At 64.9% G+C, this 15,942-nt stretch carries 15 protein-coding genes and 1 tRNA gene; 6 read left to right on the top strand and 10 right to left on the bottom strand.

Features of this window, described 5'->3' with window-relative positions; genetic code table 11:
- Nucleotides 1–24: 24 nt before the first annotated feature.
- Both CJ028_RS09445 and CJ028_RS09440 read left to right on the top strand, forming a co-directional pair.
- Nucleotides 25–1,758 (top strand): sensor histidine kinase, encoded by a 1,734-nt coding sequence (locus CJ028_RS09445; protein ID WP_105035002.1) that lies wholly within the window; start codon nt 25–27, stop codon nt 1,756–1,758.
- Between the two features lie 124 nt (nt 1,759–1,882).
- A complete protein-coding gene (locus tag CJ028_RS09440; RefSeq protein WP_105035001.1) occupies nt 1,883–2,173 on the top strand; it encodes a WXG100 family type VII secretion target in 291 nt (96 codons plus the stop codon).
- Nucleotides 2,174–2,405: 232 nt separating this feature from the next.
- Here the strand turns inward: CJ028_RS09440 and groL are convergent, their stop codons facing one another.
- From groL to CJ028_RS09415, 5 genes are all read right to left on the bottom strand, one after another.
- Nucleotides 2,406–4,034: a chaperonin GroEL gene (gene groL / locus CJ028_RS09435; RefSeq protein ID WP_092341848.1), complete on the bottom strand. Its 1,629-nt coding sequence runs from the start codon at nt 4,032–4,034 to the stop codon at nt 2,406–2,408.
- A gap of 142 nt (nt 4,035–4,176) precedes the next feature.
- Nucleotides 4,177–5,232, bottom strand: a complete 1,056-nt coding sequence (locus tag CJ028_RS09430) for a DUF3048 domain-containing protein (RefSeq protein WP_105035000.1) — start codon at nt 5,230–5,232, stop codon at nt 4,177–4,179.
- A gap of 71 nt (nt 5,233–5,303) precedes the next feature.
- The gene (locus tag CJ028_RS09425) at nt 5,304–5,507 is read right to left on the bottom strand and encodes a cold-shock protein (protein ID WP_035834941.1); all 204 of its coding nucleotides are present in this window, start codon (nt 5,505–5,507) and stop codon (nt 5,304–5,306) included.
- A gap of 283 nt (nt 5,508–5,790) precedes the next feature.
- The gene (locus CJ028_RS09420; RefSeq protein ID WP_105034999.1) at nt 5,791–6,354 is read right to left on the bottom strand and encodes a LytR C-terminal domain-containing protein; all 564 of its coding nucleotides are present in this window, start codon (nt 6,352–6,354) and stop codon (nt 5,791–5,793) included.
- Nucleotides 6,355–6,436: 82 nt separating this feature from the next.
- Complete coding sequence (locus CJ028_RS09415; protein WP_105034998.1) at nt 6,437–6,754, bottom strand: DUF3263 domain-containing protein; 318 nt, start codon at nt 6,752–6,754, stop codon at nt 6,437–6,439.
- Between the two features lie 229 nt (nt 6,755–6,983).
- Here CJ028_RS09415 and msrB point away from each other — a divergent pair, with 229 nt between their 5' ends.
- Together msrB and CJ028_RS09405 are read left to right on the top strand one after the other, a co-directional pair.
- Nucleotides 6,984–7,385, top strand: coding sequence for a peptide-methionine (R)-S-oxide reductase MsrB (msrB, locus tag CJ028_RS09410; RefSeq protein WP_105034997.1), 402 nt, complete (start codon nt 6,984–6,986; stop codon nt 7,383–7,385).
- A 4-nt stretch (nt 7,386–7,389) separates the two neighbouring features.
- Entirely contained in the window at nt 7,390–7,962 is a 573-nt protein-coding gene (locus tag CJ028_RS09405) for a nitroreductase family protein (protein WP_105034996.1), read from the top strand.
- A gap of 4 nt (nt 7,963–7,966) precedes the next feature.
- Here CJ028_RS09405 and CJ028_RS09400 read toward each other — a convergent pair whose 3' ends face one another.
- The 4 genes from CJ028_RS09400 to CJ028_RS09385 all read right to left on the bottom strand — a co-directional run bounded on the left by CJ028_RS09400 (nt 7,967) and on the right by CJ028_RS09385 (nt 11,951).
- The gene (locus CJ028_RS09400; protein ID WP_105034995.1) at nt 7,967–8,968 is read right to left on the bottom strand and encodes a DMT family transporter; all 1,002 of its coding nucleotides are present in this window, start codon (nt 8,966–8,968) and stop codon (nt 7,967–7,969) included.
- 168 nt (nt 8,969–9,136) lie between these two features.
- On the bottom strand, nt 9,137–10,732 hold the full coding sequence (locus tag CJ028_RS09395; protein WP_105034994.1) for an ABC-F family ATP-binding cassette domain-containing protein: 1,596 nt from the start codon (nt 10,730–10,732) through the stop codon (nt 9,137–9,139).
- A gap of 126 nt (nt 10,733–10,858) precedes the next feature.
- Nucleotides 10,859–10,934: transfer RNA gene (locus tag CJ028_RS09390), tRNA-Thr, on the bottom strand.
- A 102-nt stretch (nt 10,935–11,036) separates the two neighbouring features.
- Nucleotides 11,037–11,951: a DsbA family protein gene (locus tag CJ028_RS09385; RefSeq protein WP_105034993.1), complete on the bottom strand. Its 915-nt coding sequence runs from the start codon at nt 11,949–11,951 to the stop codon at nt 11,037–11,039.
- 211 nt (nt 11,952–12,162) lie between these two features.
- Between CJ028_RS09385 and CJ028_RS09380 the strand changes: the two genes are divergently transcribed.
- Nucleotides 12,163–13,260 carry an ABC transporter ATP-binding protein gene (locus CJ028_RS09380; RefSeq protein ID WP_105034992.1) on the top strand — a complete coding sequence of 366 codons (1,098 nt, stop codon included), beginning with the start codon at nt 12,163–12,165 and terminating at the stop codon, nt 13,258–13,260.
- A 54-nt stretch (nt 13,261–13,314) separates the two neighbouring features.
- Nucleotides 13,315–14,625, top strand: a complete 1,311-nt coding sequence (locus tag CJ028_RS09375; protein WP_105034991.1) for a DUF4032 domain-containing protein — start codon at nt 13,315–13,317, stop codon at nt 14,623–14,625.
- A gap of 272 nt (nt 14,626–14,897) precedes the next feature.
- Here the strand turns inward: CJ028_RS09375 and CJ028_RS09370 are convergent, their stop codons facing one another.
- A complete protein-coding gene (locus CJ028_RS09370; protein ID WP_105034990.1) occupies nt 14,898–15,884 on the bottom strand; it encodes a type IV toxin-antitoxin system AbiEi family antitoxin domain-containing protein in 987 nt (328 codons plus the stop codon).
- Between the last annotated feature and the right edge of the window lie 58 nt (nt 15,885–15,942).

The following is a 15,942-nucleotide window of genomic DNA, read 5'->3' as shown; positions in this document are numbered from 1 at the left end:
AGCTTTCGTAGACTACAGCTACTAATGCACGAAACCCTGTCGAGACGGTGGAGCAGCATCTCCCTCCGTTCCAAGATCACCGGTGTCACGGTGCTGATGCTCACGCTCGGCCTGCTCGTTTCGGGTATCGGCACCATGGCCATGCTCAAACAGTATGTGGTGACCCAGGTCGACACGCAGCTGCAGGTCGACACGCAGACCGCGCTCAGTGGCTATTCGTCGAGCGTGTTCTCGCAGGGGGACACCGAGGGCGTCGCCTCGGACTACTTCGTGGCCTTGTACGACCAGGACGGCGCCCTGATCACCCGCACGTGGCAGGAACGCGACCACGCTGAACTGCCGGTGGTCGGCATGCCGCTCGACCTGAAACGGGTGTCGCAGCTCGACGGACAGATCCAGACCCTGTGGGACGCCGCCCACGACACCGAGTTCCACGCCATTATGGTTCCCGTCGTGATCAGCCCCACGGGAACCTACGGCACCCTCGTCATGGCCGTATCACTGCGGCCGACTGAGAACACCATGGCCACCTACCTCACGATCTTTCTGGGCTTCGGCGCCGGGGTCGTGTTGATCGGGGCCATGCTCACTCGGGTGCTCGTCACGACCACCTTCGTGCCGCTGCGTGAGGCGGAACAAACCGCCGCGGCCATCGCTGACGGCGATTTCAGCCAGCGACTCGGCGGCGCCACCCCGAATACCGAGGTCGGGCGACTCAATCGCTCACTCAACATCATGCTCAGCCGCATCGACCGCGCCTTCAAAGACCGCGCCCGCACCATCGACCAGATGCGCCGCTTCGTCGGCGACGCGAGCCACGAGCTGCGTACCCCGCTGGTCTCGGTGCGCGGCTACGCCGAGCTGTACCGCATGGGCGCGTTGCAAACCCCCGAAGATGTCGCCCAGGCCATGGAACGCATCGAAAAAGAGGCCATCCGCATGGGCGGCCTGGTCGAAGACCTGCTCGAACTGGCCCGCCTCGACGAGACCAAGCCGCTCGCGCTGACCCCGGTCAACCTCGTGCCGCTCGCCCGCGACGCCGCGCTCGACGCCATGGCGAGCTCCCCGGGTCGCCAGGTCACCGTGCTCACTCCCCCGGCTGTTCTCGGGCCGCTCGATGGCGACCTCGACGGGCAGGTTGACGGCGACTCCGGCGAAATTGTGCCGCTCGAAAACGACTCGTTGGAGAGCCTCACCACCGGCGGCATCACCCGGCCGTCGGGAACCGGCACGCCGACCGGAGCCATCGCCTTCGCCGGCGCCACCCTGGCCCGGCTGCGCACCCGCAAACCGCGTCGGGGAGCAGTCGTTCTGCCCGAGGCCGACCTGACGGTACTGCCGGTGGAGCCGCAACTGCCGCCGGTCGTCATGGCCGAAGAGAACAAGATTCGCCAGGTCATCACCAACCTGATGGGCAATGCGATGCGCTTCACCGCCTCGGACAGCCCGATCGAGCTGGAAGTGATGGTCGCCCCGCACACCCAGCGGGCCTCCATCGCCGTAATCGACCACGGCGAGGGCATTCCGCCGCAGATTCGGGAGAAGATCTTCCAGCGCTTCTGGCGTGCCGATTCGTCTCGCGCCCGCGAAACCGGCGGCAGCGGCCTCGGCCTCGCGATCGTCGCCGCGATCGTCGCGAGCCACAACGGCACCGTCGACGTCGTCGAAACCCCCGGCGGCGGCGCCACCTTCCGCGTCTCGCTCCCGCTCGCCGGCACACCAAGCGCCCCGCAGCACGCCCAGCCCGTCATCCCCTAGCGACTCCTCCCCCGGGCGCGGGTGGCGGCATCCGCTCACAGATCCGCGATCGTCAAACGGATGCTGCCGCCCGTCTTCTACGCTCACAGTCATCAACCACTGTTATGTAGGAGAAGGGCACACCATGACGAGCTTCCAGGTCGACAGCGATGCGGTGCAGAGCACCGCGAGCACCGCCCGCGGCACCATCGCGCGAGTGCAGGCAGACGTGGGCGATCTCAACGCCCAGCTGACCAGTCTCGAGGGGTTCTGGACCGGCCAGGCCTCCGCCGCCTTTCAGGGGGCGTTCGCCGAGTGGCGCGGCATGCACCAGCAGCTGGAGGAGAGCCTGACCGTGCTCAACCAGGCGCTCAGCGTAGCCGGGCAGCAGTACGCCGAGACGGAGCAGGCCAACACCCGCCTGTTCGCGCGGTAGCTGCTGGTCGCGGGACGTCCGTCGAGATCGGGGTGCCTGGCATCCGTTAGCTGCTCGAGAGCGAGCCGTGAGTTTCCACGCTGCGTGAGCGCCGAGCCGTGAGTCTTGCACGTATTTTCGCGAAAATTGGCCTGACACTCACGGCTCGGCGGCGGGAGACATAGAAAGTGGGCGCCTCCCGAAGGAGACGCCCACTTTCTATGTCGTGCTGATGTTACGTAGCTGGCTGGACTTAGAAGTCCATGCCACCCGAGGGGTCGCCGGCCGGAGCCGAGTTCTTCTCGGGCTTGTCGGCAACGACGGCCTCGGTGGTGAGGAACAGTCCGGCGATCGACGATGCGTTCAGCAGCGCGGAACGGGTGACCTTCACCGGGTCATTGATTCCGGCAGCGATCATGTCGACGTACTCGCCGGTGGCGGCGTTGAGGCCCCATCCGACGGGCAGGTTGCGCACCTTGTCGGCGACAACGCCCGGCTCCATGCCGGCGTTGAGTGCGATCTGCTTGAGCGGAGCGTCGATGGCAACGCGAACGATGTTCGCGCCGGTTGCCTCGTCGCCAACGAGGTCAAGAATTGCCTTGCCCTCGAATGCGGTCTTGCCGGCCTGGATGAGTGCAACGCCACCACCGGCGACGATGCCCTCTTCGACGGCAGCCTTAGCGTTACGCACTGCGTCTTCGATGCGGTGCTTGCGCTCCTTGAGCTCAACCTCCGTTGCGGCTCCGGCCTTGATGACAGCAACGCCGCCAGCAAGCTTGGCGAGGCGCTCCTGAAGCTTCTCGCGGTCGTAGTCGCTGTCGGTGTTCTCGATCTCGGCACGGATCTGCGAAACGCGACCGGCGATGGCTTCGACGTCGCCGGCACCCTCAACGATCGTGGTCTCGTCCTTGGTAATGACGACCTTGCGGGCGCTACCAAGCAGGTCGAGGGTGACGTTCTCGAGCTTGAGGCCAACCTCTTCCGAGATGACCTGTCCACCGGTGAGGATGGCGATGTCCTGCAGCTGAGCCTTGCGACGGTCGCCGAAGCCCGGAGCCTTGACGGCGACGGACTTGAAGATGCCACGGATCTTGTTCACAACGAGCGTGGCCAGGGCCTCGCCGTCGACGTCTTCAGCGATGATGAGGAGCTGCTTGCCGGTCTGGATGACCTTGTCCACGATGGGGAGCAGGTCCTTGATGTTGGAGACCTTGGAGTTGACGATCAGGATGTAGGGGTCTTCGAAGACCGCTTCCTGACGGTCGGGGTCGGTGACGAAGTACGCCGACAGGAAGCCCTTGTCGAAGCGCATGCCCTCGGTGAGCTCGAGCTCGGTGCCGAAGGTGTTCGACTCCTCAACGGTGACAACACCTTCCTTGCCGACCTTGTCGATGGCCTCGGCGATGATCGCGCCGATTTCGGTGTCGCCGGCAGAGATGGACGCGGTAGCGGCGATCTCTTCCTTGGTTTCGATTTCCTTGGCGCTGGCGACGAGCTCGGCGATCACAGCGGCCGTGGCCTTCTCGATGCCGCGCTTGAGGCTGATCGGGTCGGCACCGGCTGCGACGTTGCGCAGGCCTTCGCGAACCAGGGCCTGGGCGAGAACGGTTGCGGTGGTCGTGCCGTCGCCGGCTACGTCATCCGTCTTCTTGGCGACCTCTTTGACGAGCTCCGCACCGATCTTCTCGTACGGGTCGTCGAGCTCGATCTCCTTGGCGATGGACACGCCGTCGTTGGTGATCGTGGGGGCGCCCCACTTCTTCTCCAGAACGACGTTGCGGCCGCGCGGGCCGAGGGTGACCTTGACGGTGTCGGCCAGAATGTTCAGGCCGCGCTCAAGCCCACGACGGGCCTCTTCATTGAATGCAATGATTTTTGCCATATGTGTAACTCGTCCCTCCCGGACGTTCCAAACGATGATGGGGTTAGCACTCAGATGACGAGAGTGCTAAGACGATTCTGGCACTCTGGGGTCGAGAGTGCAAGCGAGCATTGGGGGTGACCTGCGGGCTATCTGCAGACGGTCAGGGAACGAGGTCGACCGAGCCGGCACCGTTGGGTACGAGCTGAAACCAGGTATTGCCCGGTGCCAGCCGAATTGTCACTCCGTTGGCATCGACGAGGCGGATCGGCATGCTCTGGGAGTCCTTGCTCCAGGTGGCCGCGATGGTCTTTCCGCCGCTGGAGATCGACGCTTCACCCGACGCGATGAGCTCGGTCTTGGGGATGCTCTGGTCGACGGTCACGTTCACCCGCAGCACGACGACGTTCGTCGCCCCCAGCTGCGCGCCCTCCGGGGTCAGGTCGGGCGCGCCGTCCTGCGCGCGCAGGTACGCCGCGGCCTCGGCGTTCCAAGTCCAGCTGCGGGCACTGGAGTTGGAGAACCGGGTGTTGATCACCGAGATCGGAGTGCCGTCTGCGACAGCGGATGCCCCGGCCAGCGCGGCCGCATAGGCGTATTGCTGGGCGGGCGGCGCGACCGTGGCGTTGCGGTTGACGAACTCCGCAGCGGTGAGGATGACGTTGTGCGGGGCCGCTGTGGCCTTGGAGCGGGAAAACAGCCCGGTCGTGTCGTAGTCGAAGATGGCACTGATCTGACCGGTCGCGTTCATCGCGTCGACGAATCGTTGCTGCCCGCCCGAAAAGGCCACGAGGCCACCGAACGGCGCAATGATGTCGGGGTCCATCGGGCGAATCGAGCGCACCGGGCCGACCTGGTCGGGAATGCCGGACTGCCACACGGCGACGTATCGGGTGATACCGCCCTCGACCAACTCTTCGAACACCAGGTCGGTACGGTCGATCGCGACCTGCGGGCGGGCGGCGACGTGGTTGTCGATCTTGGCCGCGAGTGAGGGATGTGCCGACGACCCGACTGCCACGGTCACGCCGGTGAGCGGGGCGATCTCCGTGGCGGCCGGGGTGACATAGCTCGACGACCACGCAGCGGCCGTCGGCGTCTTGGTCGGCGTCGCGCTGCTGCCGGTGCATCCGCTCAGCAACAGGGCCGGCAGTACGAGAGCGAGCAGACCCGCGGTCTGGAGGGATCGGGCGGCGCGGGCTGTCTTTTTCTTGGTCACCGCTAAACACTAACGCCGCCCGTTGCAGCGGGCGGCGTTAGGTGGGGGACAGACCCCGTTTAGGCGGTGGGTCAGGCCGGTCGAACCGATTCAGCCTGGGGGCCTTTCGCTCCGGCACCGACCTCGAAGACGACCTGCTGGCCTTCTTCGAGAACCTTGTACCCGCTCATGTCAATGGCGGAGTAGTGGACGAAGACGTCTTGCCCTCCCCCGTCGACGGTGATGAAGCCGAAACCCTTTTCAGCGTTGAACCATTTAACGGTTCCGTTCGCCATGTGTTACTCCTTGCTCAGTTTTCAACGGCAACCGCCCATTGGCTGTTCCGGGCCCTGCCGCAGAGACTGCGTTCATTCTGAACGAGCAGCAAATCCCCGAGAGCAAGTCCTCTGTTGCAAGTTACCTACTGGTGCAAGTTACCTTGGGCGAGCGTTCTTGATCCGGGCGGGTATTGCCCGCACAAAATGTGTGACCAAAACCAGATAATACTGAAGTGGCCGCAGAAGAAAAGGGGCTTGACGAATCAGGCAATTCCCAGTAAGTCTGAAGGTTCGCTGTCGATCAGCCCGCCGGCAGCACATAGTCGTTGCCGACGACGACGGTCAGGGCCGCGCCCGAGTCGACGAAGCTGGTCGAAACGACGATCGTCGAGCCCGGGAGTGACGCGGCGATGCCGCGAGCGGCGCCTTCCAAACCGGCATCGGCGTAGTAGACCACGGTGGTCGGTTCGGTGTCTGTGCTCGCGTTGCCGGTGGCGCTGACCACCCAGCCGGCGGCGGTGAGCGTGTCACTGACGGATGCTGCGACTCCGTTCGTCGCGGAGCCGTTCAGCACGTTCACTGTGAGCGCCGGGTCGACGGTCGCTTCAGCGGTCGGAATGACGGTCTCGGTGGGGATCGGAGTCGAGCTGGCCGAGGACAGCCCCGGGATATTGGAGAAGTCGAGGCGATTGTTGATCGCGAAGATTCCAACCACGCCAACCGCGATCAAGAGCACGGTGGCACCCAGCGCCCACCAGAACCCGATCCAGCCGCGGCCCTTTTTACCGGGGGCACGGTGAGCACCCACTCGGTCGAGGGCATGAGTGTGCGTGTCGAAACGGTCTTTCGCAAATTTTCGCGCCATGGTGATTGAATCCTTGGTTGGCCAGTCGGGCCGGAATCAAGCGATGCGCACGGGCCCGGTGCTGGCGGAAAGCGGTCAGGTATTAGTCGTGGGTGGGCAGCGAACGACTGGCGCGCGCCTCGGATCGTGCGGAACGCATCCGCTGCAGTCGGTTCACGAGCATCGGGTCGAAAGCCAGTGCCAAAGGTGAATCGACCAGCGCCCCCAATAGCTGATAATACCGGGCGGCCGAGAGGCCGAACGTGGCGCGAATGGCCTCTTCCTTGGCGCCGACGTGCCGCCACCATTGCCGTTCAAAGCCGAGTACAGCTTCGTCGCGCTCGCTGAGTTGGGTCGAAACCGGGGTACTTCCGGCCGGCAGAGTGGTACTTTGCACGGGGGTCGATGTACTCTCGCTCATTGATGTATCTCTCCCCCAGGGCAGTTTCGACGGGTTATCCGACGGGCTCATCCTATTTACGGGCGGCTGGATGTTGCCTCCGGCACGCCCGGAACGGCCCAGTCGAGCGGCCGGGTGGCCGTGCAAACGCTGCGAAACGTACCGGCCAGGAATGCGCGTGCCGCCGGACGAGTTTAGGCTGGGTAGAGGCTGTCCGGGTGCGGACCGCCGGATCGAAGGGACATCCACCATGGACTACGCAATCAAGAAGTCAAACGACGAGTGGCGCTCCGAGCTCGGCCCGGAGAAGTTCAAGGTTTTGCGCGAGGCCGGCACCGAACGCCCCGGAACCGGCGAACTGCTCGACGAAGAGCGCGCTGGCACCTACACCTGCGGCGCGTGCAACGCCGAGCTGTTCAAAAGTGGCACCAAGTTTGACGCCGGCTGCGGCTGGCCGAGCTTCTACGAGTCGGTTCGGCCCGAAGCGGTCGAACTGCTCGAAGACCGTTCGCTGGGCAGCGTGCGTACCGAGGTGCGCTGCGCAAACTGCGGCTCACACCTGGGACATGTTTTTCCCGACGGATTTGGCACCCCGACCGGCGATCGGTACTGCATGAACTCGATCTCGCTCAACTTCACGCCCGCCGAGTAGCGCGGTGCTCGGGGCAACGGATACTGCCACCTCGGCTTTCTTTCAGGCCGTTAATCATCGGCGCAGCTACTCTAAAGTTACGGCGTCGGCGCCTTCGCGAGCCGAGCTGCTGCCCCTCGTCGCCGCGGCGGCGCGGGTGGCGGATCACGGTGCGCTGCGACCATGGCGATTGTTGGAGCTGCGCGGCAACGCCCGCGAGCGACTGGGGGCGGCGTTTCTGGCGGCATCCGCTTGTGAGGGTAATGACGCGGTCAAACTGGCCGCCAAGCCGCTGCGCGCACCGCTGCTGATCGCGGTCGTCGCGTCGCGTCGGGTCAGCTTCAAGGTGACCGACTGGGAGCAGGATGCGGCGGCGGCGGGGGTCGCGCACCTGTTGACGCTGCTTCTGGACGACGCGGGCTGGGGCACGATGTGGCGCACCGGCCCACTCGTGCGCACCGGGCCGGTGCGGGACCTGCACGGCCTCGGCGACAACGAAGAACTGCTCGGCTGGCTCTATGTCGGCGGCATTCCTGAGGAATCGAAGCCGGGCGTGCGGCTGTCCATCGACCCAGAGGAATTTCTCGGGGTCCTGTAGTTTTCTACCTGCCGCGGGCGTGGTGTGGGCGACGCCAGCGCACCGCGGCGATGACGACGGCCACGAGGGCCAACGCTGTGCCGGCAATGGTCGTCAGGCCGAGCGGATGCCCCGCCGTCGGCGCGAGCAGATCCAGCGCGAGGGCGCAGAGCAGCTGGCCGGCGACGATACAGAGGCCGAGCATGAGCACCCCCGTGGTGCGCACGACGAGCGTGGCCCCGGCGATGAAGATGCAGCCGATCAGCCCACCGGTGTAGAGCCACGGGTTGCTCGGCAGGTCGAGCGCGAAGCCGACCAGCAGGCCGTGCACGAGGGCGGCGAGCACGAGCGCGATGCTGCCGGTGAGAAAATTCAGAAAGGTCGCTGTGAGCGCGCTCTGGGCGGTGACCCGCACCTGACCGTTGACGGCTTGCTGCCAGCCCTGCCCGATGCCGGCGATCAGCGGCAGTGCCAGCAACCAGAGCGCGTCGCTGCCGCTCAGTTCGCCGCTGACCGTGAACGCGACGGCCACCAGGGCAAGCACAGCACCGATGATTTTGGACGCGTGCAGCGTTCGACGCCCACCCGGGCCGATGCCGAAGCGGTCCATGAGCACTCCGCTCACGGTCTGGCCGGCCACCACGGCCACCGTGAACAGGGCGATGCCGAGCGGCGCAGCGACGAGGCCCTGTGACAGTACGAAGAGGGCGCCGGCCAGGCCGCCGAGCAGGTGCCACCAGGAGAGGTGCTTCTTTTTCACACCGCGGGCAACCAGTTGCAGGCCGCGGCGTCCGCTTCGAAACACGACGAGGCCGAGGCTCAAAACGACCAGGCCGGAGCCGAAAGAAATGACGGCGGCGGTGAATCCGTCGCCGATCTGATGCCCGAGTTCGCCGTTCACTCGTGATTGCACCGCGTACAGCGCCCCGATCAGCACCGAGAAGACCAGGGCCAGCCAGACCCGCCCAGCGGATGCCGCGGGCGCGGCGGACGCATCCGTTCGGGTCTGCGCGCGGGCCTGGGTCACCTGGTAATACTACGAGACAGGTGCGCGCGGTGTGGTGCGCGCCGATGGGAAGTGCCTGCACTCCGGACGGGGCCCGGGCCCCGTCCACGGGCCCAGTTTATAAACTGGGCCCACGTTCCGGGCCCAGGCCCCGTCCGCAGTGGAGGGGGTAGACGCGCGGGGCGAGGGTCAGGCGGCGCGCATCTCGATTTCGCCGGGGGCTGCTCCGTCGCTGCCGAAGACGAGACGGCGGTTGGCGATCTTGTCGGTGAAGAACCGGTCGTGGCTGACGACTACGACGGCGCCGGGAAAGTGCACGAGGGCGCGTTCCATCACCTGGGTGCTCGACAGGTCGAGGTGGTTGGTCGGTTCGTCGAGCAGCAACACGGAGGCGCCGGAGAGCAGGCACTGCGCCATGGCCACGCGGGCTCGCTGGCCGCCGGAGAGTGCGTCGATCTTTTGTTTGAGGTCGGCCTCGCTGAACTGGAACATGGTCAGAAAACGGTTGACCGATTTCTTCGTGGCGGTGAGGGCCAGGCTGCCAGGCATGGCATTGACCGCGTGACTAACCGTGTCGCTCTCGTCGAGTTCGTCGAGAATCTGGTTGTACGAGACGACGCCGGCGCCGCTGGCCCAGGCGACATCACCCCGGTCGGCCGTCTCCTCGCCGGTGAGCACGCGCAGCAGGGTGGTCTTGCCGCTGCCGTTGCTGCCAAGCACGACGATCCGGTTGCCGCGGCGAACCTCGAAACTGAGGTTCTCGAACAAGAGCTTGTCTCCGTAGCTCTTGGCCAGCCCGTCGACCCGGCAGAGCACGTCCTTCACGTGCAGGTTGCCGTAGATCTCGGTAATGATCTGGTCGACCGGGCGCGGCGTGCGCGACTTCTTGATGTGCGCGAGCTGGTTGCCGAGCTGGCGGCTCTCGGCTTTGGCGGCTTCGCGGCGGTCGGCGATTCCCTCGGCTTCGAAGGCGAGCAGCTCGGATTCGTGCACGAACTGGGCCTCGAGGGTCTTGAGGCGAAACTGCTTCTGCACGATGTACTCGCCGAAGTTTCCGGGGTATTCGTGCAGGTGAAAGTTCTCGACCTCGATGATGCGGGTGACGACGGCGTCCAGAAATTTGCGGTCGTGCGAGACGACGATGGCGGCGCCCTTGAAGCTCTTGAACCAGGCTTCGAGCCACTCGACGCCGGCCACGTCTAGGTAGTTGGTGGGCTCGTCGAGCAGCAGCACGTCGGGGGCTTCGAGCACGATCTTGGCCAGCGCCGCGCGGTTGCGCCAGCCGCCGGAGAGCTCGTCGATCGAGCAAACGCGATGGGCTTGGTCGAATCCGAGGGTGGTCAGGGCGGTGTCGATGTGACGCTTGTAGTCCCAGCCGTCCAGGCGGTCCATCTCCTCGAACAGTTCGCCCTGGCGGCCGATGAGCCGGTCGAGTTCGGCGCTGGCCGAGGAATCGAGGGCGATCGCCGCGTCGATCGCGGCGAGCTCACCCTCGACCATTTTCACAGCCACGAACAGCTCGTCGAGCACCTCGGTGATGGTCTGCGCGCCGTTGAGTTCGGAGAACTGCGAAAAGTAGCCGATCTTGATGCCATCTTCGAGGCTGACCTCGCCGGTGTCCGGCGAAACCTGGTCGAGCACGAGCTTGAGAATCGTGGACTTGCCGGAGCCGTTCTTGCCGATCAGCCCGACCCGGTCGCCGGGTTCGAGGCGAAAGAAGGCTTCGCGCAGAATCTGCGTGTTCTCAAAGCGGATGCTGACGTCGTTCAGCCGGATCAGGCTCATGCGTGTGTCCTCTCGGGGCGCGGGTGCGGGGGTCTGCTCCGGGCGCAGGTCTGGTGACTGGGCGCATGTTCTATTCTGCCCCGGCGGGCCCGCGCAAGAAAAACCCCTACTCGAGAGTAGGGGTCGTGGGGCCGGCCACGGGACTTGAACCCGTAACCCCCACTTTACAAGAGTGGTGCGCTACCAATTGCGCCAGGCCGGCATGAGGCCTAAGCCTCGAAAGACCATCCTAAATGATTTCGACGCCGCCACGGGCAACAGCCAAGTGGATATGGGTCGCGCAGCCGCTTGGGTCAGGCAGAAACTACCCGCCGGGCGCAGGTGTGGGGGTCGGCGTCGAGGTGGAGTAGGTCTCACCGAGGGCCACCTGCACGAAGGACGCGAACTCTTTCGGGTCTTCCAGCGATCCGGTGTACGGCTTGCCATTGACCAGGACGGTGGGGGAACTGGTGATTGCCTTGATCGAGGAGTCGGGAATGGGGCCGTCGAGCGCGCGATTGGTTGCCGCCTTGACCCACGACTCGTAGGTGCCGTCATCGATGCAGGAATTGATGCTGGAAACCGCCGTGCTCACGCCGGAATCCTTGACCACGGCCTTGATCTCGTCGTTGCTGCGGCCGGGAGACGTCTCTTCCGGCTGGTCGACGAACAGGGCCGAGCTGAACGCGAAGAAATCATTTGGCGAGTAGTTGGCAACGCAGGCTGCCGCGTTCGCCGCCCGTAGGGAGTACTTGGTGCCGGCGGACTTGCTCGTGAGAATGGCTACCGGGTGAATTTCAACCGTCGCAGCTCCCGAGTCGACCCAACTGGCGATCTGCTCGTTGTTGGCGTCTTCGAAGTCGCCGCAGAGCGGGCACAGGTAGTCGACATAGATGCGGATGTTGGCGACGGCGCCGGAGGTATCCGGTTCGGATGCTCGCAGGTTCGCGTCGGGTTGCAGCGCGGGCGTCAGCGCCGTGACCATTCCCTCGCCGATGAGAGCGCCGTCACTGGCCATGTTTTTCGGGCCCGGACCGGCCGGTTTGATCGAATTCACAATGATGACGGAGACCAGAACGACGATGGCGACAGCGGCGATAGCAATGCCGCCCTGCAAGAAAAACCTGTTGCGGCGGTCCTTCTTCTTTTGACTGACTCGAAGCTGCTTGGCCTTGACCCGGGCGGCATCACGTCGCCGGTTCTTTGAGGGACTGCTGTCGCTTGGTCCGCCAATAGTCATAAAAAATCGCTTTCGAGAAGTAGGGGCGCGCGTGAAGGCGCCTTTGAAATAGTAGATCCCCTGACTGGGAAACGACCAAACGGGGGGGGCAGACCGGCGCCGGGGCATCCGTCGTATAATAATGAAACGTCGTGTGCCTGCGCGCGCGGCGCATAAATCCTATTCACAACGGATCGTCCGGCACGTTCCTGCCGGTGAAGGAGTAATAATCATGGCTTCAGTGACCTTTGACAAGGCAACTCGGCTCTACCCTGGTTCCACCAGGCCGGCTGTTGACCAGCTCGACCTGCAGGTCGCCGATGGCGAATTCCTGGTTCTGGTCGGCCCGTCCGGCTGCGGAAAGTCTACCTCGCTGCGTATGCTCGCCGGCCTCGAAGAGGTCAATGACGGCAACATCCTCATCGGTGACCGCAACGTGACGGATGTCCCGCCGAAAGACCGCGACATCGCCATGGTCTTCCAGAACTACGCGCTGTACCCGCACATGACCGTCGCCGAGAACATGGGCTTCGCGCTCAAGATCGCCGGCATCAACAAGGACGAACGCGCCGCCCGCGTGCTCGAAGCCGCCAAGCTGCTCGACCTGGAGCCCTACCTCAGCCGCAAGCCGAAGGCCCTCTCCGGTGGTCAGCGTCAGCGCGTGGCCATGGGCCGCGCCATCGTGCGTCAGCCACAGGTGTTCCTAATGGATGAGCCGCTCTCCAACCTCGACGCCAAGCTACGCGTGCAGACGCGTACGCAGATCGCGTCGCTGCAGCGCCGCCTCGGCGTCACGACCGTCTACGTGACCCACGACCAGACCGAGGCGCTCACCATGGGTGACCGGATTGCGGTGTTGAAGGACGGCATCCTGCAGCAGGTAGGTTCGCCCCGCGACCTGTACGCGAAGCCGCAGAACGTGTTCGTGGCTGGCTTCATCGGCAGCCCCGCGATGAACCTGTTCCTCGCGGACACCGTCGACGGCGGCATCAAGTTCGGCACCGCGACCGTTCCGGTGCAGCGCGAGACGCTCGCCAGCTCGACCGGCAAGAAGGTCACCGTGGGAATTCGCCCGGAGGACATCCAGATGTCGTCCACCGCCGGCGATGGCCTGCAGATCGAGGTCGACCTGGTTGAAGAGCTCGGCGCCGATGGCTACCTTTACGGTCACTCCACGATCGAGGGCAAGCGTACCGACATCGTCGCCCGCGTCGACGGCCGCTCGCACCCGAACGCCGGCGAGACGGTGTACCTCACGGCTACGCCGAACCACCTGCACGTGTTCGACGCTGAAACCGGCCTGCGCCTCGGCGGCGCCGTTACCGACTAGTCTCCATGAACGGCTGGAGGCGGCACGCTCCCTCCAGCCGGTTAGGCTCCAACAATGAGCGGTTCCCTCAATATCATCGCGGCCACGGCCGATCCTGCCCTGCTCGACCTACCGTGGCAGCTGCCCCTCGACGCCTGGCCGAATGAGAACATCGCCTCGCTGCCCAAGGGCATCTCCCGCCACCTAGTGCGCTTCGCCCACCTGAGTGGGCGGGTGGTCGCCATCAAGGAGACCACGAGCGAGATGGCCAAGCGCGAGTACGACATGCTGCGCACCCTCGCCAACCTTGAGATTCCCTGCGTCGAGCCGGTTGCCGTCATCACCAACCGAACGGATGCCGACCTTTCGCCACTCAATTCCGTTCTGGTCACGCGTCACCTCAAGTTCTCACTCCCCTACCGCGCTCTGTATTCGCACGCACTGCGCCCCGACACCGCCACCCGGCTGGTCGATGCCCTCGCCGTGCTGCTCGTGCGGCTGCACATGATCGGCTTCTTTTGGGGCGACGTGTCGCTCTCGAACACGCTGTTTCGCCGTGACGCCGGGGCGTTCGCCGCCTATCTCGTCGATGCCGAAACCGGGCAGTTGTACTCGGGCGGGCTGTCGAATGGCCAGCGCGAGAACGACCTCGAAATTGCCCGGGTGAACATCGCCGGGGAACTCATGGACCTTGAAGCCGGCGGCCGCGTCGCCGATGAGCTCGACCCGATTCGGGTCAGCAACGGGATCGTCGCCGCCTACCGGCTGCTCTGGAAAGAGCTCACCGGGTCGGAGTCGTTCTCCAACTCCGAACGCTGGCGTATCACGCAACGCGTACAACGCCTCAACGACCTCGGTTTCGACATTGAGGAACTCGCCATCAAAACCGATGAGACCGGCAGCAAGGTGCGCATCCAGCCCAAGGTCGTCGACGCCGGCCATCACCAGCGCCGACTGTTGCGCCTGACCGGGCTCGATGCCGAAGAGAACCAGGCCCGTCGCCTGCTGAACGACCTGGATTCGTATCGGGCCGCCTACGGCGGCCCCGGAGCCGACGAGGAGATGGTCGCCCACGAGTGGCTGGTGCGCGTGTTCGAGCCTGTCGTGCGCGCCATTCCCGAGAATTTGCAGGGCAAACTCGAGCGGGCCCAGGTGTTCCATCAGCTGCTCGATCATCGCTGGTTCATGGCGCAGAACGAGTCCCGGGATATCCCGCTCGCCGAGGCCGTCACGTCATACGTGCAGGACGTGCTGCGCCACCGCCGGGACGAGGCCACCATGATGGACCCCGTCACCGAGGCCATCACTCTGCCGATTCGCACGCAGCTCGGCGACGACACCTCCGCCGACCCCGACGATTCCGACGACTGGATGCTCAAGGTCTAGCCCCGTCACCAGGGACGGGGCCCAGGCCCCGTCCCTGGGCCCAGTTTATAAACTGGGCCCAGGGCCACAAGCTGGGCCCGGATAGGTAGGCGCGCGCGGTCGGTGCACATACGGGCATCCTCTCGCGTGGGGCCGTGGCCGCAGTCTGTGTGGACGGGGCATGCGCCCCGTCCACGGGCCCGTTTCATAAACCGGTCCACGGGGTGGACCCGAACACCGTGATGACGGAGACGCGCGATGTCCCGGGTGCGCGGGGCGCATCCGCTAGGCGTCTAGGCGCGCGGGACGTTGTGCTGAATCAGGAATTCGTAGAATAGGCGGGGAGAGTAGGCCGTGTCCCAGTCCCAACGGTCGAAGCTGTTGACTTCCGGGCGCAGGACATTCTCTCGATTCTTTTCGACGACGACTACCTCGCCGGGGTGGCGGTCGCCCAATATCGCGCCCCGGGTGTATTTGATTTTGCCGTCGAATTCGCCGATCTTGCGCACGCCCCGCCAGTAGAAGTCGACCCAGTACTCTCGGCCCTGCACCACGAAGCGCACCTGCAGTTCGGGTATTTCGAAGCCCAACTCGGCCATGCGTACCCGGCTCATTGACTCGCCCGGGTTGGCGGAAAGCAAGTTCGAGAAGTCTATGATTTGACGCACCTTCGGACCACCGCGTCTCGGACGCACCATCATCAGCTCCTCGTAGAGGTCCTCCTTGGAGAGGGCCGGAGCACCGTGGATACCCTTCCGACGTTCGCTCTCGGCGCGCTCCCCCTCGATGCGCAGGGCGTGGTCCATCATGGTGGTACCGACGAGAAAGCTCGAGGTGGCTGCCACATCGATGAGTGTGCGCGCGAGTGTGGTGGCGGCGCATCCGTTGATCGTGACCGGTTCGGGCTCCACCACGCTCCGATGGCTTGTTGTGAAACGCGCGCTGCTACCTCCTGTGGTGTCGTTGTTGATCGCGTGCACGACCGTCGGCCATGGACCGATGATCGGCAGGTTGTGCAGCGCTGCTGCGGAAAGGTGCGAGAGGAGAAGCGGCTGCTCGGCCGTGGCCGCGGTCGCGCGAACGAAGAGTCGATACCGGTCGTCACTCTCGGCACCGCGCCACGTGGCGCCCAGGGTGTAGACCCCCCGACGGATGCGAACCAGCTCACCATTCGCAAGCAATGCGCGCACGGCGCGCGTGTTCAGGCCCGCTGCCCATAGGGACTCGGCGAGAATCAGACCATCGTTGTGGGCGTTGGGAACATCCAGAATATCCAGCATGTCTCAGTGTCACCGTGGTCGGGAGGTGGACGCCGTGGCGTCGACTGATCTGTGGGAA

The organism is Cryobacterium aureum, from assembly GCF_002954245.1.
GTDB lineage: Bacteria > Actinomycetota > Actinomycetes > Actinomycetales > Microbacteriaceae > Cryobacterium > Cryobacterium aureum.
This window is presented reverse-complemented; position numbering and strand designations above follow the sequence as displayed.

Excerpts from the sequence above, each read along its gene's own strand:
- CJ028_RS09420 (WP_105034999.1), bottom strand. The coding sequence starts at position 6,354 with ATGGCGCGAAAATTTGCGAAAGACCGTTTCGACACGCACACTCATGCC.
- CJ028_RS09445 (WP_105035002.1), top strand. The coding sequence starts at position 25 with ATGCACGAAACCCTGTCGAGACGGTGGAGCAGCATCTCCCTCCGTTCC.
- CJ028_RS09370 (WP_105034990.1), bottom strand. The coding sequence starts at position 15,884 with ATGCTGGATATTCTGGATGTTCCCAACGCCCACAACGATGGTCTGATT.
- CJ028_RS09395 (WP_105034994.1), bottom strand. The coding sequence starts at position 10,732 with ATGAGCCTGATCCGGCTGAACGACGTCAGCATCCGCTTTGAGAACACG.
- CJ028_RS09415 (WP_105034998.1), bottom strand. The coding sequence starts at position 6,754 with ATGAGCGAGAGTACATCGACCCCCGTGCAAAGTACCACTCTGCCGGCC.
- CJ028_RS09380 (WP_105034992.1), top strand. The coding sequence starts at position 12,163 with ATGGCTTCAGTGACCTTTGACAAGGCAACTCGGCTCTACCCTGGTTCC.
- CJ028_RS09425 (WP_035834941.1), bottom strand. The coding sequence starts at position 5,507 with ATGGCGAACGGAACCGTTAAATGGTTCAACGCTGAAAAGGGTTTCGGC.
- groL (WP_092341848.1), bottom strand. The coding sequence starts at position 4,034 with ATGGCAAAAATCATTGCATTCAATGAAGAGGCCCGTCGTGGGCTTGAG.
- CJ028_RS09385 (WP_105034993.1), bottom strand. The coding sequence starts at position 11,951 with ATGACTATTGGCGGACCAAGCGACAGCAGTCCCTCAAAGAACCGGCGA.
- CJ028_RS09440 (WP_105035001.1), top strand. The coding sequence starts at position 1,883 with ATGACGAGCTTCCAGGTCGACAGCGATGCGGTGCAGAGCACCGCGAGC.
- CJ028_RS09375 (WP_105034991.1), top strand. The coding sequence starts at position 13,315 with ATGAGCGGTTCCCTCAATATCATCGCGGCCACGGCCGATCCTGCCCTG.
- msrB (WP_105034997.1), top strand. The coding sequence starts at position 6,984 with ATGGACTACGCAATCAAGAAGTCAAACGACGAGTGGCGCTCCGAGCTC.